We start from the raw sequence: 26,016 nt of genomic DNA on the forward strand, positions 1-26,016 counted from the left end.
GGCTATTTCTTTACTTGGTTTTTTACCCTTAAAATCCGCTTCTCATTTTCCGAACATCCATCTTTTGATCGTCATTTTAAACGTTAAAGAATGATTGTTCGTCTTTTGCCTTCTTTACTTCCTAAAACAGATCCTATTCTATTCAGTTTCTAAGCGAAGCTCTCCCCTGAAAGATTTTATCCCTTCACCGTCTAAATAAATCAAGTTACTCCCTTCACCTCTTTCCCTTTTTTATGCTAAAATAGAAGCTATGGACAAAATTATTAAAACTATCTCAGAAAGTGGCGCTTTTCGTGCCTATGTACTAGACAGTACAGAAACTGTACGAACAGCCCAAGAAAAACATCACACACAAGCTAGCTCCACGGTCGCACTTGGCCGTACCCTCATTGCCAGTCAAATCTTGGCAGCAAACGAGAAAGGAGATACTAAAATTACGGTCAAAGTCCTTGGGACTAGCTCACTCGGAGCCATCATCACCGTGGCAGATACCAAGGGAAATGTGAAAGGCTACGTGCAAAATCCTGGAGTGGATATCAAGAAGACCGCGACTGGTGAAGTCCTGGTGGGACCATTTGTCGGAAACGGAGAATTCTTGGTCATCACAGATTATGGTACAGGAAATCCTTATAACTCCATGACCCCTCTTATAACCGGTGAAATCGGAGAAGACCTGGCCTTTTATCTGACAGAAAGCCAACAAACACCTTCTGCAGTTGGACTCAATGTTCTGTTGGATGACGAAGACAAGGTCAAGGTGGCTGGTGGTTTCTTGCTTCAGGTCTTGCCAAATGCCAAGGAAGAGGAAATCGCGCGCTTTGAAAAACGCATCCAAGAAATGCCTGCCATCTCCACACTTTTGGAATCTGAAGACCATATTGAAGCCCTTCTTTCTGCTATCTATGGGGATGAACCTTTCAAACGCCTCTCTGAAGAAGAACTTCGCTTCCAGTGCGACTGCAGCCGTGAGCGTTTCTTGAACGCTTTAGCGAGTCTGCCAGCTAGTGATCTGAAAGAGATGAAAGATGAAGATCACGGTGCAGAGATTACCTGCCAATTCTGCCAAACTCACTACCACTTTGACGAAAATGACTTGGAGGAACTCATTCGTGACAAATCTTAATACGCCATTTATGATCGGGGATGTCGAAATCCCTAACCGTACCGTCCTAGCCCCAATGGCCGGAGTGACCAACTCAGCTTTCCGGACCATTGCCAAAGAACTGGGGGCAGGGCTCGTTGTGATGGAAATGGTCTCTGACAAGGGAATCCAGTACAACAATGAAAAGACGCTTCACATGCTCCATATCGATGAAGGAGAAAATCCTGTATCGATCCAACTCTTTGGAAGTGACGAAGATAGCCTCGCACGCGCAGCTGAATTTATCCAAGAAAATACCAAGACCGATATCGTCGATATCAACATGGGTTGCCCGGTGAATAAAATCGTCAAGAACGAAGCTGGTGCTATGTGGCTCAAGGACCCAGACAAAATCTACTCCATCATCAATAAGGTTCAATCTGTCCTTGATATTCCATTGACGGTCAAGATGCGGACGGGTTGGTCGGACCCTTCCCTAGCAGTTGAGAACGCCCTCGCTGCCGAAGCTGCGGGTGTCTCTGCCCTTGCCATGCATGGGCGAACTCGGGAGCAAATGTATACGGGGCATGCGGATCTTGAGACCCTTCACAAGGTTGCACAGGCCCTAACTAAGATTCCATTTATCGCAAACGGAGATATCCGTACGGTTCAAGACGCCAAACAACGGATCGAAGAAGTCGGTGCTGATGCGGTCATGATTGGTCGCGCTGCTATGGGCAATCCTTATCTCTTCAACCAAATCAATCACTACTTTGAAACAGGAGAAATCCTGCCTGATTTGACTTTTGAAGACAAGATGAAGATTGCTTACGAACACTTGAAACGCTTGATCGATCTCAAAGGTGAGCACATTGCCGTTCGTGAATTCCGTGGCCTCGCCCCTCACTACCTCCGTGGTACCTCAGGCGCAGCCAAACTCCGTGGCGCCATCTCGCAAGCTAGCACTCTGGCTGAGATTGAAGAACTCTTACAATTAAAAGCATAGAAATACAAAAAGCGAGAGTGGGACAGAAATCGGTAATTCGTTAGAATTCGATTTCGTCGTCCCACCTCCGCACAGTTGAGTAGGGCTGTAAAAGCTGATGAAATCAGCGTAGTAGAGCCCACTCAACCACTGCGTCTTGCTCGACAATCCAAAAATAATTGAAAGGCTAGGACTTTTGTCCCAGCCTCTTTTTATAGATTGTCTGTCTGCAGGCCGAGTTGTTTGACTCTGGCGGTGTAGTAGGTCATGATCAAAAAGAGGTTGGCTGTGATCAGCCAGATGGCCCATTGGTGAATGAAATGCATGAGGATGGCTACACTAATCGCTCCTGCAACAAAGCTTCCAACAACGATTCCGTAATTCATAGCCTGACGCCGATACTCGTCCAAATCTCCCTTTCTTCGAGTGATTCGGTACAAGGCCGTCAGCATCTTGCGGTAATTTCCGGAAGTCATAAAGATCACATAAGGGTGATTTTCGATGAGGCTCCCTGTAAAGGTCAACATCATCATCCCTGTCCCAAAAGCAATAAAGGGAACTTCTACAGGTGGTATGACAGACACCAAGGGAATCAGGAGTGTCACCACAAACAAAGGAATCAACATCTTGGTCCGCCAAAAGGCTGTCTTGCGATATTCTTTGATATGGAGGGCAACCAAAAAGCCGATCGAGAAAAATAAAATAGATGAAAAACGCATGATGGTATTTTCGACACGGGGATCGTGCCAATCAGCGATGAGAAGCAGGAGGTTCCCAGTTTGGGTCGCGACCAAACTCCGGTAGTGCATGTGGCAAAAAACATCGAGGCCCCCTCCGATAAAACCAAGCAGAGCCCCCATCAGTCGTGTATTTTGTGGTAAGATGATTTTTTCTTCCATAGTCGTATCCCTTTTGATTTCAATTATTTTTATTATACCACTTTGCACACAAGTGGAGCAGGAAAAATCAGAAAAAGCCCTTCCGTTACTAAAAGTATGGGAGGGCTGATAGAATGAACCTCGCTCGATCTACTGTTTTAGACGGTAGGTCTTGCGCGGTTTTTTCTTAGGTACTCGCTTGACACCCACTTCTTCCACGAATTCTCCGAATTTTACGAGGAAGTTATTGCTAACGATGGGACGTCCTGGATTGATCAAATTGACCAATTCGGTTGCTTCATAAACGGTGAAAGGCTCCTCTAACAGATAGAGGAAGGTTGGATTCCAGTCGAGACGTCCCTGAATCCGCTTGATCGATTCTTGAATAATTTGATAGTGGTCAAAGGCAAAATCAGAAGCAGCTAAAGGTTCTCCATCAAGTAAACACTGAGACTTCTTGAAATCGACATCGAGAAAAATAACTTCCTTGGCATCATCCCCTGCATGGGCTAAGTCCACTGCTTCTGCCGGCAGATAGACCAAATGGGCGATGGTAATGACCCAGCCTCTGGGATCCCGCCCAGGGGTGGAAACTGTCATGAGTTGTTCCACCTTATTCACTGGAAGATCGAGCCCGACTTCTTCTTTGACTTCTCGGATGCAGGCATGAGTCGCATCTTCATCCTTGTTCACAAAGCCCCCCACCAAGGCGAGGCGGTGTTGATAAGGGTGGGCCTTGCGGCGAATGGCTAAGAGCTTGAGCTGGCCTTCAACAAAACAGTAAGCCACCATGTCCGCTGTGACACTTGGAGTTTCATAAGTTGGCAGATCTTGCTCCTTGTACCACTTGAGAAAGTCTGCTTCACTAGCGACCGTCTCAAAATACTCTTTCTCCGTCATTCCTGCTGGAATTGAGAGACTTGCCATCTAAGCCACCTCCTTCTTGAGGGCTTTGGTCCATTCTAAGAAGAAGGGAACGCTGGAAAGAAGCAGGAGATAGATCCATTGAAAGGCTGTACGTCCCACAAAAAGGTCCTTCCACAGGAGTTTCATAATATTGACAAAGCCTTGCTTTTTCGCTTCTTGGTGAACATTTCTAAAGTCTTGGCTAAAAGTTGCTAATTTTTCAGATAGATTTTTCATAAGCGGCTCCTTAGTCGGCTTGGTAAATGGCATCGATCACCTTCTTGGCTTCTTCGTAGTTGCCGAGGTAGTCTGATGCGAGGAAAGTGGTCGGAATGTTTCCTAGGTATTGCTGGCGCAATTGGTCCAGGTAATTTGAAAAGCTGGTGCGGATCTCTTCGTCAGCCATGGTCATATCTCGGAAACCATCATTGACATAAGAGCCGATCGGCTGTACAAAGAGGATCAAATCCCATTTTTCTTTGGACAAAATACTGACAAAGAGGTTGTCAAAGGTATCGGTCATGCTGGTATCCTGGCCTTCGACTTCCATATAGTAGTCGTAATAACCCTTGGTCACCAGGGAATTGGTATCGGCGATGACAAGGCCTCGATTGGCACTACTATCGATGAGCTTAGAGGTTTGATCATACTGTCCTAAGAGTAGGTAATAGTAATCTTTTGGCGTGAGCTCATCATCTCGAACATTGTTCTTGATCTGGTATTCACGGGCATACTCAAGACTAACAGGTGCATCGTAAAAGCGAGCCAAGTCCTTTGCAAGGGTCGTTTTCCCGTTGCTGGCGCTCCCCATGATCAAGACTTTTTTCGTGAACTGGCGACGGAAGGGCTGGGCAATGTATTTCCAGTATTTGCTGGGATTTTCCCGGATCATGGTAGCAGAGATCCCGAAGCGGCGCTCTTCTAAGTGAACTTCAAACCCTCTAGCTTCCAACTCTTCCTTGTAGGCTTTCTCCCCTACATAAAAGATCAACTCTTCTGTCTCTGTTTGATACTGGATGGTGTCAAGGGCTGTTTGTAACCAAGGCTCCCAGCCCAAGGGATAACGAGGAAGTTCTGTTTCATCTAGCTTATAGACTTGGGTCAACTCATCATTAGAGAAGGCTTCCCGGATATAACGGAAGCGTTTTTGTAAGGTCAATCCCACTTCTTCGCCACGGTCCCCTTCATAACCAGATACGATGACACGAACGCGATCACACTGACGCTTGGCCCGCTGGATCAGGTCAATATGCCCTTGATGAAGAGGCGCAAAGGTTCCAAAAACCAGGGCAATTCTTTCTTTTTTCATATAAACTCCTTTTTATAATTTTTTATAAATAGATTTTCTTTATGTTTTTATTATAAACTATATTTTCTATCTGTCAATAGTTTTTTATAAAAAAATATATTTTTCTTCAAGTCAACAAAAAAAGATCTGAAAAGAGAAGTTTCTCCTTTCAGATCTTTCGAATTTTATTCACGAGTGAGGGAGTGGCTGACACCATCTTTCAGAACCGTCACACTAGATACAGAGCCATCTTTTCCAACTACGATATCTAGAGTCGCTGCAGACCCATCGCCTGCTGAGAGATTAGCATGGTAATGACCATCATCCAAGGTATAGTTATAAGCACTGATACCATAGGCTACGGGTTGGCCCCCAGGAAGTTGGATGGTCACTTGACCACCTTGGCCAATAGTGACTCCAGTGTCGCGTTTGTCAGACCAATTCCCAGCTGCTGCAGAGAAATCCCCTGCTGCTACAGAATAGACTCCCTTGTATTGGGCATTCTCTGTAGCAGAAGCTTGCTTCTTAGCATGGGCATGGCCGTCTTCTAGACTTGGCAATTTTGCTTTCGCTGGTGTTGCTGGAGTGGCTACTTCTTTTGTTTCTTTTGTTACGGGTGCTGCTGGTGTCGCTTCTTTAGCTGGAGCAGGTGTTTGACTAGCTGCTGCTTGGTTATTTTTGCTACCAACAGTATGACTTTCTTCTGATTTGCTATCAGAGGATGAAGAGGCAATCGGATCTTTACTAGTGATCACTTTTTTCTTAGAAGAAGAACTTGTTTGTTTAACCTGACTGGTCTTTGAACTGCTTGCTTCTGAAGTTTTTTCTTCTTTATTCCCGCCACAAGCTCCTAGGAAAAGACTAGCTGTAAGAGCTAGCGCTGCTAGGGAAATGATTTTTTTGTTTTTCATAACAGAACCTCTTTTTGTAACATTTGTAATATTTTGTAACATTATTGTAACACTGTTATATGAGGCTGTCAATAGTTTCTCAAATATTTTTCTAATTTGAAAGAAGTTTTAGGCAAGTTCCTAAACTTTAGCAAAAAAGTCGGACAAACTAGCCGACTAGAGCACATAGACAAACTGTTCTTTTATACAAATATAATACCTCCTATAAAGATAAAATAATTTTATTCGTTAGGGGTACTCAATGATCTACTGAAACTTTCCGCTGTGAGAAAAGTGCTAGAAACACTATTGTTTCTAGCACTCGGGAGTTTTGGAACCTTAGGTCCAAAACTAAGTCATGGAACTTCTTCGAAGTTCGCTGACGTCCGTACTCACCTAAGGAAAGTTTCTAAGATAACTTTATCTTTAATCTGAAGCCGGACACACTGTCCAGCTTTTCTTATTTATACACTTCTTGATAGAATTCGATCTTATCCCCTTTTTTAACGGTGGTTTCAGCAGCACCTTTTGGAGCCATCTCTCCATTAATCTTGTACATCCAGTAAAGGCCTTTGGCTTCATCTTGGCTGTGACCGTCAATCGAGGTGATCAGGCCATTTTTTTCTTCAATCTTGTAGTTGTCTTTGAGCACTTTCATAAGGTTGCTCTCTTCTGCTACTTTCAAGGTTTTTGATTGCGCTTTTTGACCTTCTGGCGTCACGCTAATCGTAATCAAAATTTCGTTTTTCTTGGCAACTTCTGTGCTAGAAGCTGTTGTTTGATGGTTTGTGCTATGAGACGAAGCGCAACTCGCTAAAAGAAGAGCTGCAAGTAAGGTCATCAAGCTAGAAATGGTTTTTTTCAACATAAAATCTCCTAAAGATTTGATAGATAATGGGATAGAAAATGATCGTCGACAGAGCATGGGCAAGGTTAAAACTAAAACCATTGACCAAAGCATAGGTCCACCAAGGAATATGGTATATCAAGGCATAAACACTATCAATCAAGACCCCATAAGCAAAGGACAGTAGGCCCACAAAAAGGATCTGAAGGACAAAGGGCAACCACTTGTAACTGATGCGCCAAATGAGCATCAAACAGCCAAAGGCGACAATCTGAAAGAACACAATCAGGCTCATCCCCAGGAAAAAGGCGGAGACAAACATGGTGATCATCATCACAAGAAAAGCAAAGCTATACCCTTCAAATATCACCAAGAGAAAGAAGATGGCAGAAATAGGTTGGACATTTGGAAAAGGGGCAAAAGCCTGACGTAGAGCGACACAAAGGGCCGCCAAAAGCGAAATACGGGTTAATCGCTGAAGCGTCATGACGTCCTCCTAGACAATCTCGAACTTGATCGTTCCGGCTGTTGTTCCAACCTTGATGGTTTGCCCTTCTTGGACTTGGCCTTTTAGCAATAGCTCTGCTAGTTGATCTTCCACTTCGGTCTGCAAAACGCGACGGAGTGGGCGAGCTCCCATTTCTGGATCGTAGCCTTTGGTTGCTAGCAACTTGAGCGCTGAAGGCTGGAATTTGAGGGTCATGCCTTGTTCTGCCAAGGTCGCAATGAGCGGTTTGACCATGACTTTCACCACCTGCTGCATGTCCTCGCTTGAGAGACTATGGAAGACTACCTTTTCATCAATCCGGTTGATAAACTCTGGACGATAGGTCTTCTTCAACTCTTCAAACATGCGTTTTTCCATATTGGCCTGGTCAAAGCGGATATCTTTGGCACCAAAACCAACTGTCTTATCATCCCGAAGAGCTGTTGCTCCCAGGTTTGAGGTCATGATGATAATGGTATTAGAGAAGTCGATCTTCCGGCCTTTGCTATCGGTTAAGACTCCGTCATCTAAGACTTGCAAAAGGACATTGAAAATGTCTGGGTGGGCTTTTTCCACCTCATCAAATAAGAGGACAGAATACGGTTTGTTGCGGACTTTCTCGGTCAACTCGCCCCCTTCTTCGTAGCCCACATAGCCTGGAGGGGCACCGTTGAGGCGGCTAGCGGCGAATTTTTCCATGTACTCACTCATATCAAAACGGATGAGGGCCGATTCATCATCAAACAGAACTTCTGCCAAGGCTTTGGCTAGCTCCGTTTTTCCGACACCGGTAGGTCCTAGGAACATGAAAGAACCGATCGGACGTTTATTGCTACGGATACCCGATTGATTGCGACGAATAGCCCGACTGATACTCGAAACGGCTTGATCTTGACCAATCACGCGCTTGTGCAATTCTGTTTCTAAGTTTAGGTACTTCTTGGCATCAGTTTGGGTCAGTTTTTGAGTTGGAATACCCGATAATTGGCTCAAGGTCACCAAGACATCTTGGTCAGTGACCTCTTTTTTGTAGACAATGGGAGCAACCTCTACTTGTAAGAGCTGGGCTGCTTTCTTCCACTTGCCATCCATCAAAGCCCGGTCCAAGGCGGTCAACTCTTCTTTTACGTGACCGTTGGAATCGCGGTTTTGTACGGTAGCTGCCGCTTCATCCAAGAGATCAATGGCTGAATCTGGTAATTGACGGCTGGTCAAATAGCGGTGGGAATATTTGACAGCTGTTTCGATCGCTTCATCGGTAATGGTCACATGATGGTGGTCCTGGTAGGTCTCTTTCAAGCCTTGGAGAATTTGGATGCTATCTGCAACACTCGGTTCTTCAATGGTGACTTTCGCAAAACGACGAGAGAGAGCCGCGTCTTTTTCGATATGCTTTTGGTACTCATCTTGAGTCGTAGCACCAACTGTGCGCAAGGTTCCTCGTGCCAGGGCTGGTTTTAGAATATTGGCTGCGTCTAAGGTCGAATCAATACCGGATCCTGAGCCCATAATGGTATGCAGTTCATCGATAAAGAGAATCACGTGACCGTCTTCTTCGATGTCCTGGATGATATTGTTCATCCGTTCTTCGAAGTCCCCACGGAAGCGCGTCCCTGCAACGACATTCATGAGATCCAATTCAAGAACACGCATTTGCGCGATTTCAGCTGGAACATTGCCACTAGCGACACGCTGAGCCAGACCTAATGCAAGAGCGGTTTTTCCGACCCCTGCTTCTCCCACCAATACAGGATTGTTCTTGGTCTTGCGGCTGAGGATTTGGATCATGCGTGAAATCTCTGCATCCCGGCCGATCACAGGCTCAAGCTGGCCTGCACGCGCCATTTCTGTCAAATCACGGGTATAATCTTCAAGACCTCCACTGGTGCTTGGGGGCATGCCCATCATATTTCCCATGGTTTGGCGGTTAGGGTTTTGGGCCCGGTAGAGGCTCCGGATGGCTTTGATATCATTCTTGTCCCAGCCTGCCTTGTCTTCTAAATTCTTGCGAAGGGAGGCAATAGGAACTCCCTTGTCTTGCTCTGTAAAGGCAAAGCCGGCAAACTCCATGACTTGGCTCGCCAAGGTCCCACGGTCTGCTAGAAGAGAGAGGAGCACATGCTCTGTTCCCAAGGTCTTGGCATGAAGGACCTGGGCAATCTCTCTTGCGTGCTTCATAATGGCTTCCATCCGATAAGAAAATGGGAAGATTTCATACCGATTGTCGCTTTGAAAAGCTTGACCTGTAATATGCTCCGCTGCATCCTGAAACTCATCGATCTGCATAGGATAATCGTTCAGTACAGAACCTGCCACGCTATAGGGATTATTGGCCATAGCCGTCAGGAGATGCCAAGTATCTAAGGTATGCCCCTGATAGTGGCCTGCTAATATTTGGGCCGCTTCTATACTTTCTAACAGTGCTGTTGAATAGTTCATCTAGTCGGTATTTCCTTTTCTATCTACTTGTTGAATGATTTTTTTCAGCATACTTGCTCGTAGGATGAGAGCATCTCGACCTAGGACCTCATCGGAGGTCGTCGCAAGCAAGAGCTGAGTCTCACGTTGTGTCAATAATTTTTCTTCATAGAGCATCTGGAGGATATCATTGAAGACCTGCTGGCTGATGGTCTCTCCAATATTGGCTGCCAAGTCTTGGAGCATCTGATGGTGATCTGAAAACTGGACCTTGCCAATGCGGATATAGCCCCCACCACCGCGCTTGCTCTCTACAATATAGCCTCGGCTCTCGGTAAAGCGAGTCTTGATAACATAGTTAATCTGACTGGGTACGACCTGAAAGACATCGGCTAACTCACTTCTTTTGAGCTCTGCCATGCCAGCTTGAGCCAGCAAGGCCTTGATATAAGCTTCAATGCTATCAGATGTATTCTTATTTGCCATGATGCTCCTTTCTGACTTGTTTTTTTCTAGATGGATGCTCTGCTCTTTGGCCCATAAAAAATGGCCTTGGAGTGTTCCTTCTCATCATTGACCTTATTTGACTATTATACAATTTTTACGGCTGTAAATAAAGCAAAGACTCTATGGAAATAGGAATCTCTTAAGAATACAAAGCAAAAGAGGCTAGCGAGAACTAACCTCTTATGCAAAGAATGAACTACTCTTTGCGACGAGCGAATTTGGCGCCTCCGCCCAAGAAACCTAGACCAAGAAGGCCTAACCAAGCAAAGAAACCACCTTCTTTTGTACCGGTTTGAGGTAGTTTTCCTTCCGATTGTAGAGAAGGACTTTCAACCACTTCTTTTTCCGGATGGTCTGAAGTCGAAACAGAAACTGCTTCTGGGATTTTCGGTTGAAAGAGAACTGGTCTTTCTTTTTCTTTTTTCTCTTCAACTTGAGAAAGAGTCGCAACTTCTGGTTGCACCTTACTTGGAGTGACAGGAGTGGTTGGAGTCGGCATATCAGCTATCAACGGACTTTCTTCCGCTTCCTTCGTTCCGACTTCTGTGATCTGGTCCTGGGCCTCCACTTCGACAAAGGCATCGACTTCTGTCCGAATTTCTTTGCCTTCTTCTTGTCGAACCTCGATTAATTTCAAGCGGCGTCCGACCTTCCCTGCTTGAAGGATTCGGCTCTCGCCCTTGGCCAAGTCCTTGTTCTCACGCGTTTGACTCTCAAATGGAATCTCCTCTGCTTCGATGAGAAGTTCTGGCTTTTCAAGAATCAAATCCCGAACACCTTGATCTGGGCGTGTCTGCGTCAGGGGTTCATAATTTTTAGCATCTTCTAAGATGGTTTCAAGGGCTTCCACTTGATTAGCTGCAGCAACCAAATCTGGGCGCTCTTGATCCAACAACTGAGTCAAGTCCGTTAATTGTCCTTGAACCGTCGGTTTGAGGTCTGCTTTCAAGCGATCAAGAGAAGTAGCCTTGATCTTTTCTACTCCTTCTCTGATGATCTGTTGCAGCTCCTCTTGACTGAGCAACTGACTATCTTTCCCTGAGAGGATAAATCGGTCTACCTGGATGGCTCGAGATGACTGAGGATCATTGAGGGCTGGATCTAAGTGCAAGCGTAGCTGGTGGTAGCCTTTTGCTAGGCCTTGCAGATTGACCAAACTCTGGTCGAGCTTGCGTTGGTCTCCATAGCCACTGAAATAATGATCGCTGTCGATCTCATAATCATGGCCCCGACCTTCTTCGAAGGCCATTTCTTTTCCATCCAAAGTGACGCTGTAGAGCCCATGACTTGGGTCGACTACTCCTCGGACCTCCACACCTGTGCCCTTAAAGGTAATGGTCACTTCAATGTGTTTCTTGCCTTCCTCATCGGTCACTTGGTTAAAGCTAGACCAAGATTCTGTGCCATTTGAGAAGTCTTTGTTGTCTGTCTCATGATGCCAGCCTTGGCTATAGTGCAGTTTTGGATCTTGGTCATCCACTTCTTTGCGATTTTCTGGCAACTGGTCTTCATTCATCACTTGGACTGTCAGTTCTGGAATAAAGCCGACCAAGCTTCCTTGATCCGGATGGAGCAATTTGACCTTAAAGTCATAGACGTCGGTCGCTTTTCCCGCAAAATCAAGGGTTGGAACTTGGACTGTTTTTTCTGTCTCGCCATCTGCGAACTCAAGGGTGACGTTGGTATCTTTATAGACCTTGCCATGAACCCCTGTTCCTGGTTCTGTGATCAATTTAAGACTGGCACTTCCTTTAGAGCCACCTTTTCTCTTGACAACGACTTGCGCTGGGTCGCCTTTCTTAACAGCTAGGGTTGGCTGAGCAAACTCAAAGAGCCCCTTTTCTTGATTATTGAGGGCATAAATCCCTTCTGTTGCGATCGCATCTCCCTTGCTATTGACCAAGGTCAAGGTGTGAGATCCTGCTGCCAAGTCCGGTGTTTCATAGACCTTTTGGCTGCGTTTGCGGCTTGGGCTTTGGGTATTGACGGTAGCTAGCTTTTGGCCATCGACATAGACATCCATTTCCCCATGACCAGGGTCGACAGTTGCGACCACATAGGCCTTGGTGCCTTCAAACTGATAGGTCACCGAAGCCCCCTTTTCCTTGGTCCACATAGAAGTGCCTCGGACGCCTTCTCCCTCTTCATTCCACTGACCATTGGCCCGCTCAGCAGTCCGGTCGGAATGATAAGTCAAACCAAGCGGATAGCCATCGGTTTCTTCAATGCTGGCTGGTGTCTTATAGACAGAGACACCGTTCAAGATTGGAGTGGCTTGGGCATCAGTGATGGACACCCGGATATAGCGACTATCAACTGGTTGCCCTTTGATCAAACGGCGGTATCCTACGGTTGAGCCAGCCCCATATGGAACCCATTGGCCATTCACAGCCACATCAATGGTGAAACCAGAAATCCGTTGGCCTTTCTCGATCGTTTCTTTGAGCTCTACCACATCAAAATGCTGTTCTTTTCCAAGATCGAGAACAAAAGATCCGGTCTTGGCATCATCAGCCGGAGCCCAACTGGTCTTTTCATCTCCATCTGTCAAATGGCTGGCCTTGTAGAGAGAATTGCGTCGTGTCGAGTCAGCTTCTACCAAAGCTCCTGCCGCATAGTTCACACTGTAGAGTTGGTCCAAGGTCTGACGGAATTCTTTCAAACGGGCCACATCGGCATCCGCAAATTTTCCGTCTTGATTGGGTGGAATATTGAGCAAGAGTGGAGTTCCACGGCCGACCGATTTGAAGTAAATGTCCATCAATTCGCGCAAGGACTTAGGCTCTTGATTGTCATGGTAGAACCAGCCGGAGCGAATAGAGACATCGGCTTCTCCCACTGAGTATTGCTTCCCTTCCGGATCCCCGTGATTGAGATAGCTATTGGATGGATTGTTGCGGATCTTATCTGGATTGACCTTTTGCCAAACCGGATCTCCGGCAACCCCCTTTTCATTTCCGATCCAACGAACATTGGTCGGCTCAGCTGAGAAGATAGCAATATCCCCTTGGGCCTTGCGAATGGCTTCAAACCACTTGTCAAAGGTATAGGTGACTTTTTGAGCCCCATCGCCACGCGCTCCATCCATCCAGACTTCTACGAACTTACCCTTGTTCCCATATTTTGGATCTTCAAGGATTTCCTTAAGCTGGTTGAGATAGTATTCATTGTATTTGTCCTCTGTATCCACATGGTAGAGCGGGCTGTGAGCATCCCAAGGAGAGAGATAGACCCCCATGTCCATATCATACTTGCTGGCAGAAGCAGAAACCTCGGCTAGGACATCGCCTTTTCCATCTTTCCAACCACTTTTGGCAATGGTATGGTCAGTGTATTTGGATGGGTACAAGAGGAAGCCATCGTGGTGCTTGACGACCATGATCGTCCGTTTAAAGCCAGCATCCTTCAGGGTTTTGATCCATTGATCGGTATCCAGATGCTCTGGATAGAAATAATAAGGATCTTCTTGTCCATCTCCCCACTCACGATCGTAGTAAGTATTCATCCCAAAGTGGATGAAAGCTGCTAGTTCTTCGCGGTGGTATTGCATCTGAGCCTTGCTTGGAAGTGGTCCGTAATCCGCAATCTCAGTCTCCTCATCTAGAGAAGTGGCTGGTTGAGTGGCTTCTGTCCCTTGACTGGCTGTGCGATTTTCTTTCTCGCTAGTAGTTGCTGAGGGCTGCTCTGATTCTTCTTGGTGCTCGTTCACAGTTTTCTCCTCCTTTCCTTGGTGATCGACATCGCTTGTGTCGACCCGTTCTTCACGTGGTTCACTATTCTCAGCTTGTTCCTCTGCGTAACTGGTAGTAGCTCCTAAAAAACAAGTCGCTACGACTACCGAGCAGACGCCTACTGAGAGTTTACGAATGCCAAATCGATTTCTCTGATCAACTAATCTTTTTCCCATATTCTATTCCTTTATGTCACCAGGTAAAGAGGGTGGGGCTTCCCCATCCTCCTTCTTTTTACCTGTGAACTTTTCACCGCTTTTTGCTAGTTTCTCTAGCTGTTTAATTGGCCTTTTTGGCTCTTTTTTTCTGATCGTCCAGTACAGCACTAGCAAGGCCTGCCGCTAGGATTCCAGCAACGAGGCTTGCGACGCTTTCTTCCGTTCCTGTATTTGGTAATCTACCTTCGGAAACTGGAGCAGCTGAAACTGCTGGTGTTTGAGTTTCTTTCTCGACTTCCTTCACTACTGCATCTATCCCTTCCTGGCGCACCGCTTTGACCTCAAGAGATGCTTGAGGAGTTGCGATAGCTACTGGTCCTTCTGAAACATGAGGGCGCTCTGGGTTCGGAAGCGGTTGTGGTTCTGGCTGCGGTTGCGGCTGTGGCTGTGGCTCTGGTTGTGGCTCTGGTTGTGGAGTGTCTGGAAGTACCTCTTTCGTGCCTACCTCTGTAATTTCTGCCACTGGATCTAGTTCTACAAAGGCATCCAGTTCCTTCCGGCTTTCCACACCATTTTCTTGAGAAACTTCCACCAAGCGCAATTTGCGACCTTTTTGGCCTTCTTGAACCACACGTTTCTCACCTTTTGGAAGTTCCGCATTTGGACGTTCTAAGCGTTCAAAGTCCATCTCTTCTGGCTCAATCACCAACTCTGGTTTGGTATGAACCAGATTCTTGACCCCTTCTTCAGGAATGGCTGAGCCTGTAGGTGCTTTTGCGGAGAGAGAAAGTTGATATACTTTTTCGAGCTTGCCATCTTCTGAGACAACCTTGACAAGAACTGGAGCATTGACACTTTTAGCATCCACGACCGTAACGGCTGTTCCATTCTTGCCTTGTGCTGAAACGATTGGACGTTCTCCCTCATACTCTAGATGATAATCTGTCACATCTGGTTTAAAGCCTTCTAGGTCTTTGCCATTCACTTGGATCGTGACATCAGTTGTTGCCTGGGCCTCTTCTGTTGGAGCATAGGCACTCAATTCAACGATTCCAATTCCTTTAAGATGTTCATCACGGACCATTCTTAAACGGATGGCTTTGGTTCTGGTTTCATTGAAGCTGAGGTTAGAGATATAGCCAGCTTCAAAGTCATAATCCACGCTATAAGGAATTTCTTCCCAGTTTGAGGCTTGGTTAAATGGATGATCTGGAAGATTCTTCAGATTGCCATAATCATCCGGAACATCAAAGTCTGGACCAATGTAGCGTTCAAGAACGGTTTTCGTTGGCAGACCTGTTTCCTGATCTGCAAAGAAGTCGACCGCTACTTTATTGACCAAACGCTCTGTTACTTGACCATTTTTCTTGAAGATGAGACCAGCAAATACTTCAGTTTGATCCGGTTCTCTCTTCCAGTTGGTCCAGCGATAGTATTCGTTGTAGCCACCATCGTTGATGTAATCGATATAGTCGATTTGATTTGGATCGAGATCATTGGTTTCACTAGCAAATGCTCTTGTATCTTCTGCATTGTAGTCACGGTTCACAGAGAGGTTTTCTCCTGTCTTTTCTGATACCCGGACGGTCAGCTGAGCTGTCAGATCATAGCCGAGGACTTTTCCTTCCAGCGTGAAGCTGCCTTCATGAGAAAGCGCATCAGCTGGTACAGCCTGCCAGTCCACCGTCAGTTCCTTGCGTTCATAACCTGTGTCCCCTTTAAAGTAGACACCTACTGTAGATGGTAGAACTAGATCTTGACCGACTTTCACAAAACGGCTACCTGCTTCTACTGCTACTGGAGCAGCTTGTTTCAGTTTTTCTGCATCACTTGTGAGATGGAGGCGGTATTCTTGTAAGATAGTACCATCTTCCGCTTTATGGATGACGCGGATTGGCTCACCTTCGTGGACGCTTGGAACAACCGTTGCAAGGCCGTGATGGCTGGCTGTCGCTTCCACTTGTGGATAAGCCCGATCACGCGCATCGATGTAGTAATCGGTCACACTTGGGTTGACACCTGGCAATACATCGCCATTGACGCGAATGGTCAACTGGCTCTTTTCTTCTGCCGCAATCTTATTGGCAAAGATCTGAATCTCTGAAATAGAGCTTCCACGCTTGCCTTTTGGCGTCTTCATACGGATACGAACGGCATAGGTGTCGACTTTATCAAAACTGAAATGATTCATCTTACCAGCTGCTACCGGTTCTTCAACGGTTAGGTTGCTGACTTCTTTCCAGTTAGCTGGATTGTTAAATGGATGGTCTGTTTCGTCTTTGACACGATTTGGATTGCTTGGAACTGTTGGGATTTGTTCCCCTGTATAGTACTCAATCACATACTCACTTGGAGCCCCAACGCCGTGGTCTTCATGGAAACCAACATGGAGGTTGTCCACTGCTCGCTTGGTCAAGATACCAGAATCCCCAAACAAGATACCAACAGAATCTTCCGCATTGTCACGGCCCCAGTTGGTCCAACGGTTAGCTGGAGCATCGGTAAAGGAGATGACCTTGTCATTGACCTTAGCAACTGGATCTGCATCGTTAGAGTCACTTGCAAAAGCGAGTGGCAAGACTGAGCCTGTCCATTGTTCTGCTACGTTGGCACCCTTGACTGTGTTTGCGGAAACACGAATATGAAGACGGGTTGGAAGATTGGTTCCTTCTACACGACCGGAGAGGACAACTTCTCCTTCTTTAGCCAAGAGTTGCGGATCGACCGCATCCCAGGCCACCTTGGCAGCATAGGTCTTGCCATTGGAGTGATAAGTCCGCACGCTTTCTGGAAGAGCTGGTTTCTCGCCGACTGGAGTGGTGGTGCTGACTTCTTCTACAGCGATAATGCCTTCAACGGTGACTTGAGCTTGGGCTTCTTTTTCCACACCCTCTACATGACCTGTGACTGTAAAGCTATGGTAATCCTTGACTTGATCTGCTGTCACGGCATCCCAGGTCACACGTTTTTCTTTAGGGAATCCCTTGTCATACTCGACCAAGACGGTCTCTGGAAGAGCTGGCAAAACGTTTCGATCCGTACTAATCCGTACAGGACGCACCTTCACAACTGTCTTTTCTTCTGGATTTGGCGTGATGGTAAAGGTGACTTCTCCCGTTTGTCCTTGGTAGTTGGCTTCTAAATGAACCAATCCTGCTTCTCGCAATTCCAAACCTTTATTGGTTGCGACGGCTTTTCCTTGGCTACCAGCTCTTGTTTTCACATCGATTTGATCTGCTTTGAGACTTGCCTGGCTACCATCTTGGTAATGGGCAATGACTTCAAGTGGTACCGTTTGGTCTTCCTTGAGTTCCTGTCCTTCTGGCAGACGCAATTCTAAACGCTGGATCTGTGGACTTTCTTCTTGGAATTGGACCACATAGGTCTGTACAGCTCCTGTATCCTTAGCAGTCACAAAGATTTGAGCCTTCAAACCATTTTCGCGATTAGCTTGTAGGACCGTCACTTGAGCATTTTCTGCACTTGCTGTGACTTGACCTGGCTCTTGGCCATAAGCGAGGGTACGGAAAATAGTATGGTTGCCACTACCAAATTTTGGAAGAGCTACTCCATCTAGCTGAACCGTTGGTTTCTTAGCCTTGGCTACATCTCCTCCTGCAACCACTAGTGTCGCTTGGACCGTTTCCCCATTGCCTAGGAGTCCTGTCGCTTTCAAGCGTGCTCCTGGTGTGGACAACTGATCTTCTTGACCAGCTTCCAAGGTCCAGTGATCGACCTCATAGTGAGCAGTGGTCCCATCGGTAAAGACCAATTGCACAGTCTTATCCACTGTCGCTAGATCTGCTCCCTGCGGGATTTGTTTGATGACTGGAAGGACTTGCTCCACGCCGATCACATCGACCAGAGCTTCGACCGTGCGTCCTTGAACATGACCTGTCACACGGACTTGGCCAGCACGGCTATAGTCTGCCGCATCCCATTCAACGGCTTCTTCTTGGGCCTTGCCATCGCTATAGACCACATTGACCTTACTTGGTAAGGTTGGTTTTTCTCCTAGATAAGCACTTTGTCGAACAGGTTCCACACCTAATACAGTGCGTTCTGCTTGGTCCTTCTTACCTGTAAAGAGGCTGACTTGGTCTGATTGCAAGCGATCTGAGTCTGCATACAGGGTAAAGGCACCCGCCTGCTCAGTTGATTTGACAATGACCACCCCTTTGCCGTTGAAGGCTTTGCGTTGCCATGAGCCATTTTCCTGCGCTTTGTAGCGTTCACGGCTGGCTTGTTCCCCATTATCGACACCGACAATTTGGCCTTGTCCATGCAAATGGAAATGCACCAAATTATTGGCAGTTGGCACCACACGACCTGCTTCATCGACGATTTCGTAGGTAATATAGGTCAAATCCTTACCGTCCGCTGCGATCGCGTGTTCTTCTTTCAACAAACGGACACCCGCAGGCTTGCCGGCTGTTTCGACTTGATCTTTCGCGATCACTTCTCCTGCTTCGTTGCGCGCAATAGCTTCCACTTTACCTGGTACATAAGGGACCAACCACTCTAGATAGAGTTCATCCGGATTCGCCCCTTCTTTGTAAGTTCGGCCATCAGCTGTAGTCTTCTTGGTAAAGGTCTTGACTCCTTGTGATTCCCCATTGACAATCAATTCCACACTGTGGGCATTGGAGAAGGTCCGAACAGGAATCCGTCCTTCTTCATCCATGACACGATTGGCTAATTCTGGATTGTCCCAGTTCCAATGTGGTAAGAGATGCACCATTGGATGTTTCTCAGCCGATACCCATTGACTTTGGTAAAGGTAAAAATCATTCTTTGGAAGGCCAGCCGTATCGACAATACCGAAATAAGAACTTTTTACAGGTGTGTCATTTTGGTTGTGCCATGGGGTTGGCTCACCGATATAGTCCGTACCAGTCCAGATGAATTGTCCTGCATAGCCGGCATGATCGCGGTCAAAGGTCCAAGAGGCGGTCGCTGTCCGACCCCAACCAACCCGGTCATTGCCGTAATCTGATTGTTCATAGTGGCGGTCTTCTTGGTTGCTTCCTACCCATTCTCTTTCAGGGTGGTAGTATGAACCCCGTGTCCGCGTCGCAGAAGAGGTTTCCGAACCATAAATGAGCCAGTTTGGATGTTTCGCCCGTAAGCTTTCATAGTTGGCTTCTGAATAGTTGAAGCCAACCGCATCAAGCTCTGCTGCTACCTTTTCATGGCCTCCTGATCCATCACCAAAGCGGAATTTATCAGCTCCCATGGTGACATAGCGGGTTGCATCCACGTCCTTGATGGTCTTGACCAAGCGACGAACAGTTGCGACAGATTTGTCTGAACCATCTGCTTCACCGACTTCGTTACCGATTGACCACATGACAATGGCTGGATTGTTCTTGTCCCGCTCTACCATGGTCCGTAGATCGTAATCTGACCAAGTATCCCCCTTACGAGCTTCTGGGTGAGTGGCATCTTTTTCAAAGAAACGACCATAATCGTATTGCTTCTTGCCACCATACCAGGTATCAAAGGCTTCTTCTTGGACCATCAAGCCCAACTCAGCCGCAATTTTTAAGGTTTGTTCACTGGCTGGGTTGTGGGTCGTCCGGATCGCATTGACTCCCATGTCCTTCATCTGTTTGAGACGACGGTATTCAGCCTTGTAGTTTTCCTCAGCTCCAAGAGCCCCGTGGTCATGGTGAAGGGATACCCCGTGGAATTTCGTCGCCACCCCATTGAGGAAGAAGCCACCTTCTGGCGTCCAGTTCAGATAGCGATAACCAAAGCGTTCCTTTTGCACATCGACCAACTGCGAATCCCGATAAACCCGCGTATACAAGGTATAGAGAGCTGGATGATCCGTTTTCACATCCCAGAGGGTGGGTTTTTCAACATGCAAGGTTTGAGAAAGGTTGATCGCTTGACCTGCTAGAACAGCTTGTGCTTCACTACGCGTTTTTTCGCTCACCACTTGGCCATTTTGATCGACAATTTCATATTCCGCATAAATACTATGGGCTTGATCATCCTGGTTGACAATGCGGCTCTTCACCACCGTATCCACTGCCCCATTTTGCTGTTTTTCCAACTGAGGGGTCGTAATCGTAGTCCCATACTGCGCTAAATGAACCTTGTCCGTTACACTCAGCTTAACATCCCGGTAAATCCCGCTACCAGAATACCAACGGCTACTTGGTTGTTGATTGACCACATGAACGGCGATGGTATTCTCGCTTCCATCCGCATTCAAATAAGGAGTAATATCATAAGAAAAGGCATTGTAGCCATTTGGATAATGACCGACGAATTGTCCGTTTACATAGACTTTGGAATCCATGTAAACCCCGCCAAATTCCAAGCGAACCTTCTTATCTAGATCTTTGTCATCCAAACGGAAGGTCTTACGGTACCAAGCATCCCCACCGTTTAATTGCCCCCCTTCATTTTGAGCAGGAGAGTTGTGATCGAAATCAAAGAAAATAGACCAGTCATGAGGAAGATCTAATTTTTTCCAATCCTTGACATCCACTTGACGCCCTTCTGCACCAGGAGCCGCATTTAATTTAAAATACCAATCTTTATTAAAATCACGTTCTCTATCTTGCACAATATCCTCCGCTACACGATTTTTATCTGGAGCAGCAGTTTCTTCCGTTCCTGTAGCACGCTCAGATGAAGTAGAAACAGGCTGGCCCTCCTCGCCTTGAGGCGCTGGCTTTCCCTCAGCTCTGGTAGGGGTGATGACAGCTGGAGCTTCTGAAACTCTTGCACCAGCTTCAGGAACTTCCGCTTCTGAATTTTTCGTCGCAACACTTGGTGTCTCCATCGAAGTCGGTTCACTTTCGAGGGCTGGCTTTTCTTCCGCATGGACCCTTGAAAGACCCAAGGCAGAAATCCCAATCACAACAGAACAAGCTCCAACTGAGAGCTTACGAATACTAAAAACAGGACGCTTTTCAAAAAAAGACTTTCCCATAAAAACCTCCTCTTAGGATTAACAATTAAATTTGTAAGCGCTTTCTTATACCTGCGAACGCTTCCAGAAAATCACATATTAACTATACCAAAAAAAGAGGAGCGATAGGCCTCGATTTCGCTCCAACTATAGTTAGATTAAGAATTCCTTTAATTAGTGGAAATCTCCTACAAACCAAAAAAATAGAAGCCCACGGCTTCTATTTTTTTATGATCTTATAATCCTGGTTCTTGACCAAGTTCAGCAGCCACCATCCAAATGTTCTTTTCAAGTTCTGCTTTAGCCCCAACAAAGATATCGTTGGTTACATCGTCGCCTTCAGCATCGGTAACATCCAAAGCTTTTTGGTAAAGGCCATCAAGGTAATGGAAGATTTCAAGAACACGTGTCAAGCTTTCTTCTACATTTTTTGTAAATGTTCCACGGCGTTCTTCAATATTGCTGTGTTCCAAAAATTCAGTCATGCTAGAATATGGCGCACCACCAAGAGTGATCAAGCGTTCGCTCACTTCATCTAAGGTTGCATCCAAGCTGTCCATGTATTCGTCCATTTTTGGATGCCAAACCATAAAGCCACGTCCACGCATATACCAGTGTACTTGGTGAAGGGCAATGTGAGCCACGTAGAGATCTGCTACGACTTGGTTCAAGAGAGCTTTTGTTTCTGGAAGAGTTTCTTTATTTGAAGGTGCAAAAGTTGCTACATCAGTAGCTGCTTCATGTTTCATAGTTGTCATGTCATTTCTCCTTTTTATAATGATTCTAATTAACTATGTCTTTATTATATGCTTCCTCCACCAGAAAGTCAAGATAAAAGATTAAAAAAGATCATAGTTGTCAATTGAGAAAAGATACGATAGAATGAAGAAGACTAATCGAAAGGCTTGACTAATGAAATATATCTTTACCTTCCTGATCTCCATGGTGCCCCTTGTTGAATTGCGCGGGGCCATCCCTTTTGCCATTGCAAATGGTATTCCCTTATGGACAGCGCTCCTGATCGGAGTGATCGGAAATCTTCTCCCTGTCCCTCTGATCTTCTTTTTCGCCCGCCATATTCTTACTTGGGGGGCAAAAAAACCAATTATCGGAGGCTTTTTTAGCTGGTGTCTCAATAAGGGTCATAGAGGCGGACAGAAATTAGAAAAAGCTGCAGGTGACAAGGGTATCTTCTGGGCCTTGTTGCTCTTTGTGGGAATTCCTCTTCCCGGAACTGGTGCCTGGACTGGAGCCCTTGCAGCTTCTATCCTCGACTGGGACTTCAAACGCAGTAGCCTCGCAGTCATGCTCGGAGTAATCCTAGCCGGCCTCATCATGGGAACCCTGTCCCTGCTCCTAGGAATCGATACCTTCGCACATTAAGCAAATGAATGAGCCCATGATATCAATTCACATAATATCTTCTCTGAATCTTTCCTTAGGTGAGTACGGACGTCAGCGAACTTCTATGAAGTTCCATGACTTAGTTTTGAACCTAAAGTTTCAAAACTCCCGAGTGCTTGAAACTTCATTGTTTCAAGCACTTTTCTCACGGCGGAAAGTTTCAGAAAGTATCTGGATGAATCTTCGGTAACGTCTGTTATTTTTTGAAAACAAAGTTTGTTTAATATTATAAAACAGCTTAAACAATGATATAAGATATTTTCCACACAAAAAAGAGGTTTCCTTCGAAACCTCTTATTTTTTTATTCTTAGTTGTTAAGAGCTGCTGCCATTGTAGCTGCAACTTCTGCTTCAAAGTCATTTGAAGCTTTTTCAATACCTTCACCAACTTCAAAACGAACGAATTCGATAACTGAAGCATTTACTGATTCAAGGTAAGCTTCAACTGTCTTGCTGTCATCCATGATGTAGACTTGTGCAAGAAGAGTGTAGGCTTGGTCAACTTTTGTGTTGTCCAAGAAGAAGCGATCCATTTTACCTGGGATGATTTTATCCCAGATTTTTTCTGGTTTACCTTCAGCTGCCAATTCAGCTTTGATATCTTCTTCAGCTTGAGCAACCACTTCGTCAGTCAATTGTGCTTTTGAACCGAATTTCAAGTGTGGAAGAGCTGGTTTACCAACCATTGCACGGCTTTCGTTATCTTGGTCGATGACGTGGTTCAATTGTGCCAATTCATCTTTCACGAATTGTTCATCCAATTCTTTGTATGAAAGAACAGTTGGTTTCATTGCAGCGATGTGCATTGAGATTTGTTTAGCAAGTGCTTCGTCTCCACCTTCGATCACAGAGATAACACCGATACGTCCACCGTTGTGTTGGTAAGCACCGAAGTGTTGTGCATCTGTTTTTTCAAGCAAAGCAAAACGACGGAATGAAATCTTTTCACCGATTGTAGCTGTTGCAGATACGTATGCAGCTTCAAGAGTTTCACCTGAAGGCATTGTCAAAGCAAGAGCTTCTTCGTTGTTAGCTGGTTTACCTTCAGCGATCACTTTCGCTGTTGCGTTTACCAATTCAACGAATTGAGCGTTTTTCGCAACGAAGTCAGTTTCAGCATTCACTTCAACAACTGCTGCAACATTACCGTTGACATAAACACCAGTCAAACCTTCAGCGGCAACACGGTCAGCTTTCTTAGCTGCTTTAGCCATACCTTTTTCGCGAAGCAATTCGATCGCTTTTTCGATATCACCTTCAACTTCAACCAATGCCTTTTTAGCGTCCATGACACCGGCACCAGATTTTTCACGCAATTCTTTTACAAGCTTAGCTGTAATTTCTGCCATTTTTGTTCTCCTATATTTTTTAATAAAATAAGAGGGTCGGGCTGAGCCCTGCCCTCTTAGGTTCGTTACTTATTGAATGAAATTAAGCGTTGTCGCCTTCTACAACTTCAACGATTTCTTCGATTGAATCAGCTTGACCTTCAGTAGCTGCCAATTCAGCTTCTACTGTAGCAACACTGTCTTCACCTTGACGTCCTTCGATAACAGCGTCAGCCATTTTCGCAGTGATCAATTTAACAGCGCGGATAGCGTCATCGTTCGCTGGGATGATAACATCGATATCATCTGGGTCAGTGTTTGTGTCGACCATCGCTACAACTGGGATACCCAATTTCTTAGCTTCTTTAACAGCGATTTGTTCTTTATGTGGATCCACAACGTACATTACGTCTGGGATACGAGGCATGTCTTCGATACCGCCCAAGAATTTTTCAAGACGAGCGCGTTGTTTGTTCAACAATGCAACTTCTTTCTTAGGAAGAACTTCAAAAGTTCCATCTTCTTCCATGCGTTTGATTTCTTTCAAACGAGCGATACGTTTTTGGATTGTTCCCCAGTTAGTAAGAGTTCCACCCAACCAACGGTGGTTGATGAAGTATTGACCTGCACGAACAGCTTCTTCTGCAACAGCATCAGCAGCTTGTTTCTTAGTACCTACGAACAAGATCACTGCATCGTTTGCAGCTGCATCACGCATGAAGTCGTATGCTTGGTCTGCATATTTTACAGTTTGTTGCAAGTCGATAACGTGGATTCCGTTACGTTCTGTGAAGATGTACTTAGCCATCTTAGGGTTCCAGCGACGAGTTTGGTGACCGAAGTGTACACCAGCCTCAAGAAGTTGTTTCATTGAAATTACTGCCATGAGTAGTTTCTCCTTTTTTGTTTTTTTCTCCTCTCTCAGACGTCAACTTGCAGCACGACCACAAGGGCAACGGTGCCACAATGGATCCGAGATGAGTATTTGCTGTCTTAGACAACTCTATAAGTATAGCAGAAATCACTAGAATTCGCAAGCTATTTGAGAGATTTTTTCAATCCCTACGATGAAATGGTTTTCTAAAGTTGTTTGACGTAAAAAGTTTTTCTTGACCTATCTTTATTTTTAGGTTACAATATTATATGTTATGGCGGTATAGCCAAGTGGTAAGGCACGGCTCTGCAAAAGCTTGATCGTCGGTTCAAATCCGTCTACCGCCTTGATAATAAAATTTTTTATCATCTTTTATCTTTTAAAAATTCCCCTAGCAATAGGGGGTTTTTTGTTGCCATTTGCCCCATTCCTTGATTATTGATATAATAAAACCTCGCCTGATAGGCGAAGCACACACATTAGAAAGGGTATTTATGAAAAACATTCGTTTCTTTGCGATCGGCCTTCTTTCACTAGTGACACTAGCCGCTTGCTCACCCGCCAATTCTGCGCAACCAGCAAAAACCGCTTCTAGTTCTAGAAAACCGATCAAACAATCTTCTACCAAAACATCATCTAGTAAATCGTCGAACACTTCTTCAGACAGCAGTAGCTCAGATGATTTTTCAGGTCGCTTCAGCTTGGATCCAGATGATGGCGCATCTCTCCAATATGTGCCAGGAGCTGCATCCATTCCTGAGATCGAAAAGCTCAAGAACCTCCACCCTACCACCGGTTTTGTATTAAGAACCGAAGATGGACAAGAGGTTGGTGGGCCAAAAGAAAGAAGCAGTTACGATGACGTAGTTGCAGCCTTTGGTCAACCCGTAAGTAGCACAGACAGTGCGAATCCTGGTGATGGAGTCAATGTATGGGCAACAGACAATGGCGATATCATGGCTTTCTTCCGCAATAATGTGTTAACAGATATCACCTTCCGACTAAGAGGGGGCGATGCCAACCACCAGTCTACTGGCAGCATTTCCAAATCCGATACACCAAAAACGGCCCTCGAACGTCTCGGAAAACCCTATGCCATTATGCGTTCAGAAAATGGGACCAGCTATGTCTATAAAGATAGCAACGGAGATGAATCTAGCTTTTCTACACAAGGAAATAAGATCTTCAATGTTACGTCTGCTGCAGAAACCAAGCAGTTAAAAAAGATCACTGGCCTGGATAAAAATCAATAATAAGCAATCAAAAGAGGCTGGGACAAAAGTCCTAGCCTCTCAATTATTTTTGG

At 45.7% G+C, this 26,016-nt stretch carries 18 protein-coding genes and 1 tRNA gene; 5 read left to right on the forward strand and 14 right to left on the reverse strand.

Features of this window, described 5'->3' with window-relative positions; translation table 11 throughout:
• Positions 1 to 250: 250 nt before the first annotated feature.
• Both hslO and dusB read left to right on the forward strand, forming a co-directional pair.
• On the forward strand, positions 251 to 1,123 hold the full coding sequence (gene hslO / locus HMPREF1195_RS08450; protein WP_023919811.1) for an Hsp33 family molecular chaperone HslO: 873 nt from the start codon (positions 251 to 253) through the stop codon (positions 1,121 to 1,123).
• Positions 1,110 to 2,087: a tRNA dihydrouridine synthase DusB gene (gene dusB, locus HMPREF1195_RS08455; RefSeq protein WP_003012894.1), complete on the forward strand. Its 978-nt coding sequence runs from the start codon at positions 1,110 to 1,112 to the stop codon at positions 2,085 to 2,087. The genes hslO and dusB overlap by 14 nt, the downstream gene beginning before the upstream one ends.
• A gap of 191 nt (positions 2,088 to 2,278) precedes the next feature.
• Here dusB and HMPREF1195_RS08460 read toward each other — a convergent pair whose 3' ends face one another.
• The 12 genes from HMPREF1195_RS08460 to HMPREF1195_RS08515 form a co-directional block, all read right to left on the reverse strand.
• Entirely contained in the window at positions 2,279 to 2,965 is a 687-nt protein-coding gene (locus HMPREF1195_RS08460; protein ID WP_023919813.1) for a YoaK family protein, read from the reverse strand.
• A gap of 129 nt (positions 2,966 to 3,094) precedes the next feature.
• Entirely contained in the window at positions 3,095 to 3,871 is a 777-nt protein-coding gene (locus HMPREF1195_RS08465) for an NUDIX domain-containing protein (protein ID WP_023919815.1), read from the reverse strand.
• Positions 3,872 to 4,087 carry a hypothetical protein gene (locus HMPREF1195_RS08470; RefSeq protein ID WP_023919818.1) on the reverse strand — a complete coding sequence of 72 codons (216 nt, stop codon included), beginning with the start codon at positions 4,085 to 4,087 and terminating at the stop codon, positions 3,872 to 3,874.
• Positions 4,088 to 4,097: 10 nt separating this feature from the next.
• The gene (locus HMPREF1195_RS08475; RefSeq protein ID WP_023919820.1) at positions 4,098 to 5,159 is read right to left on the reverse strand and encodes an AAA family ATPase; all 1,062 of its coding nucleotides are present in this window, start codon (positions 5,157 to 5,159) and stop codon (positions 4,098 to 4,100) included.
• A gap of 164 nt (positions 5,160 to 5,323) precedes the next feature.
• A complete protein-coding gene (locus HMPREF1195_RS08480; RefSeq protein WP_023919822.1) occupies positions 5,324 to 6,049 on the reverse strand; it encodes a hypothetical protein in 726 nt (241 codons plus the stop codon).
• Between the two features lie 439 nt (positions 6,050 to 6,488).
• The gene (locus tag HMPREF1195_RS08485) at positions 6,489 to 6,896 is read right to left on the reverse strand and encodes a DUF4430 domain-containing protein (RefSeq protein WP_023919823.1); all 408 of its coding nucleotides are present in this window, start codon (positions 6,894 to 6,896) and stop codon (positions 6,489 to 6,491) included.
• Positions 6,874 to 7,362 (reverse strand): hypothetical protein, encoded by a 489-nt coding sequence (locus tag HMPREF1195_RS08490; RefSeq protein WP_003002175.1) that lies wholly within the window; start codon positions 7,360 to 7,362, stop codon positions 6,874 to 6,876. The genes HMPREF1195_RS08485 and HMPREF1195_RS08490 overlap by 23 nt, the downstream gene beginning before the upstream one ends.
• Positions 7,363 to 7,371: 9 nt before the next feature.
• Positions 7,372 to 9,801, reverse strand: a complete 2,430-nt coding sequence (locus tag HMPREF1195_RS08495) for an ATP-dependent Clp protease ATP-binding subunit (protein ID WP_023919826.1) — start codon at positions 9,799 to 9,801, stop codon at positions 7,372 to 7,374.
• Positions 9,802 to 10,266: a CtsR family transcriptional regulator gene (locus tag HMPREF1195_RS08500; protein WP_003009029.1), complete on the reverse strand. Its 465-nt coding sequence runs from the start codon at positions 10,264 to 10,266 to the stop codon at positions 9,802 to 9,804. It abuts the gene before it with no gap.
• Positions 10,267 to 10,483: 217 nt separating this feature from the next.
• Positions 10,484 to 14,194, reverse strand: a complete 3,711-nt coding sequence (locus tag HMPREF1195_RS08505) for an alpha-L-fucosidase (protein ID WP_023919828.1) — start codon at positions 14,192 to 14,194, stop codon at positions 10,484 to 10,486.
• A 103-nt stretch (positions 14,195 to 14,297) separates the two neighbouring features.
• Complete coding sequence (locus HMPREF1195_RS08510; protein WP_023919830.1) at positions 14,298 to 21,125, reverse strand: Ig-like domain-containing protein; 6,828 nt, start codon at positions 21,123 to 21,125, stop codon at positions 14,298 to 14,300.
• Positions 21,126 to 21,340: 215 nt separating this feature from the next.
• Positions 21,341 to 21,862 (reverse strand): Dps family protein, encoded by a 522-nt coding sequence (locus HMPREF1195_RS08515; RefSeq protein WP_003001978.1) that lies wholly within the window; start codon positions 21,860 to 21,862, stop codon positions 21,341 to 21,343.
• Between the two features lie 154 nt (positions 21,863 to 22,016).
• Here HMPREF1195_RS08515 and HMPREF1195_RS08520 point away from each other — a divergent pair, with 154 nt between their 5' ends.
• Entirely contained in the window at positions 22,017 to 22,487 is a 471-nt protein-coding gene (locus HMPREF1195_RS08520; RefSeq protein WP_003002130.1) for a COG2426 family protein, read from the forward strand.
• Between the two features lie 329 nt (positions 22,488 to 22,816).
• Here HMPREF1195_RS08520 and tsf read toward each other — a convergent pair whose 3' ends face one another.
• Entirely contained in the window at positions 22,817 to 23,857 is a 1,041-nt protein-coding gene (gene tsf, locus HMPREF1195_RS08525; protein ID WP_003001949.1) for a translation elongation factor Ts, read from the reverse strand.
• A gap of 82 nt (positions 23,858 to 23,939) precedes the next feature.
• The gene (rpsB, locus tag HMPREF1195_RS08530) at positions 23,940 to 24,722 is read right to left on the reverse strand and encodes a 30S ribosomal protein S2 (protein ID WP_003002189.1); all 783 of its coding nucleotides are present in this window, start codon (positions 24,720 to 24,722) and stop codon (positions 23,940 to 23,942) included.
• A gap of 264 nt (positions 24,723 to 24,986) precedes the next feature.
• Between rpsB and HMPREF1195_RS08535 the strand changes: the two genes are divergently transcribed.
• Both HMPREF1195_RS08535 and HMPREF1195_RS08540 read left to right on the forward strand, forming a co-directional pair.
• Positions 24,987 to 25,057, forward strand: a tRNA-Cys gene (locus HMPREF1195_RS08535).
• A gap of 147 nt (positions 25,058 to 25,204) precedes the next feature.
• Positions 25,205 to 25,963: a hypothetical protein gene (locus HMPREF1195_RS08540; protein ID WP_023919832.1), complete on the forward strand. Its 759-nt coding sequence runs from the start codon at positions 25,205 to 25,207 to the stop codon at positions 25,961 to 25,963.
• Positions 25,964 to 26,016: the final 53 nt, after the last annotated feature.

The sequence above is a fragment of the Streptococcus parasanguinis CC87K genome, assembly GCF_000507765.1.
Taxonomy (GTDB): Bacteria; Bacillota; Bacilli; order Lactobacillales; family Streptococcaceae; genus Streptococcus; species Streptococcus parasanguinis_J.

What these genes read in the sequence shown, in the direction of transcription:
- hslO (WP_023919811.1), top strand. Translation starts at nt 251, where the DNA reads ATGGACAAAATTATTAAAACTATCTCAGAAAGTGGCGCTTTTCGTGCC.
- HMPREF1195_RS08460 (WP_023919813.1), bottom strand. Translation starts at nt 2,965, where the DNA reads ATGGAAGAAAAAATCATCTTACCACAAAATACACGACTGATGGGGGCT.
- HMPREF1195_RS08465 (WP_023919815.1), bottom strand. Translation starts at nt 3,871, where the DNA reads ATGGCAAGTCTCTCAATTCCAGCAGGAATGACGGAGAAAGAGTATTTT.
- HMPREF1195_RS08470 (WP_023919818.1), bottom strand. Translation starts at nt 4,087, where the DNA reads ATGAAAAATCTATCTGAAAAATTAGCAACTTTTAGCCAAGACTTTAGA.
- HMPREF1195_RS08475 (WP_023919820.1), bottom strand. Translation starts at nt 5,159, where the DNA reads ATGAAAAAAGAAAGAATTGCCCTGGTTTTTGGAACCTTTGCGCCTCTT.
- HMPREF1195_RS08480 (WP_023919822.1), bottom strand. Translation starts at nt 6,049, where the DNA reads ATGAAAAACAAAAAAATCATTTCCCTAGCAGCGCTAGCTCTTACAGCT.
- HMPREF1195_RS08485 (WP_023919823.1), bottom strand. Translation starts at nt 6,896, where the DNA reads ATGTTGAAAAAAACCATTTCTAGCTTGATGACCTTACTTGCAGCTCTT.
- HMPREF1195_RS08490 (WP_003002175.1), bottom strand. Translation starts at nt 7,362, where the DNA reads ATGACGCTTCAGCGATTAACCCGTATTTCGCTTTTGGCGGCCCTTTGT.
- HMPREF1195_RS08495 (WP_023919826.1), bottom strand. Translation starts at nt 9,801, where the DNA reads ATGAACTATTCAACAGCACTGTTAGAAAGTATAGAAGCGGCCCAAATA.
- HMPREF1195_RS08500 (WP_003009029.1), bottom strand. Translation starts at nt 10,266, where the DNA reads ATGGCAAATAAGAATACATCTGATAGCATTGAAGCTTATATCAAGGCC.
- HMPREF1195_RS08505 (WP_023919828.1), bottom strand. Translation starts at nt 14,194, where the DNA reads ATGGGAAAAAGATTAGTTGATCAGAGAAATCGATTTGGCATTCGTAAA.
- HMPREF1195_RS08510 (WP_023919830.1), bottom strand. Translation starts at nt 21,125, where the DNA reads ATGGGAAAGTCTTTTTTTGAAAAGCGTCCTGTTTTTAGTATTCGTAAG.
- HMPREF1195_RS08515 (WP_003001978.1), bottom strand. Translation starts at nt 21,862, where the DNA reads ATGACAACTATGAAACATGAAGCAGCTACTGATGTAGCAACTTTTGCA.
- HMPREF1195_RS08520 (WP_003002130.1), top strand. Translation starts at nt 22,017, where the DNA reads ATGAAATATATCTTTACCTTCCTGATCTCCATGGTGCCCCTTGTTGAA.
- tsf (WP_003001949.1), bottom strand. Translation starts at nt 23,857, where the DNA reads ATGGCAGAAATTACAGCTAAGCTTGTAAAAGAATTGCGTGAAAAATCT.
- rpsB (WP_003002189.1), bottom strand. Translation starts at nt 24,722, where the DNA reads ATGGCAGTAATTTCAATGAAACAACTTCTTGAGGCTGGTGTACACTTC.
- HMPREF1195_RS08540 (WP_023919832.1), top strand. Translation starts at nt 25,205, where the DNA reads ATGAAAAACATTCGTTTCTTTGCGATCGGCCTTCTTTCACTAGTGACA.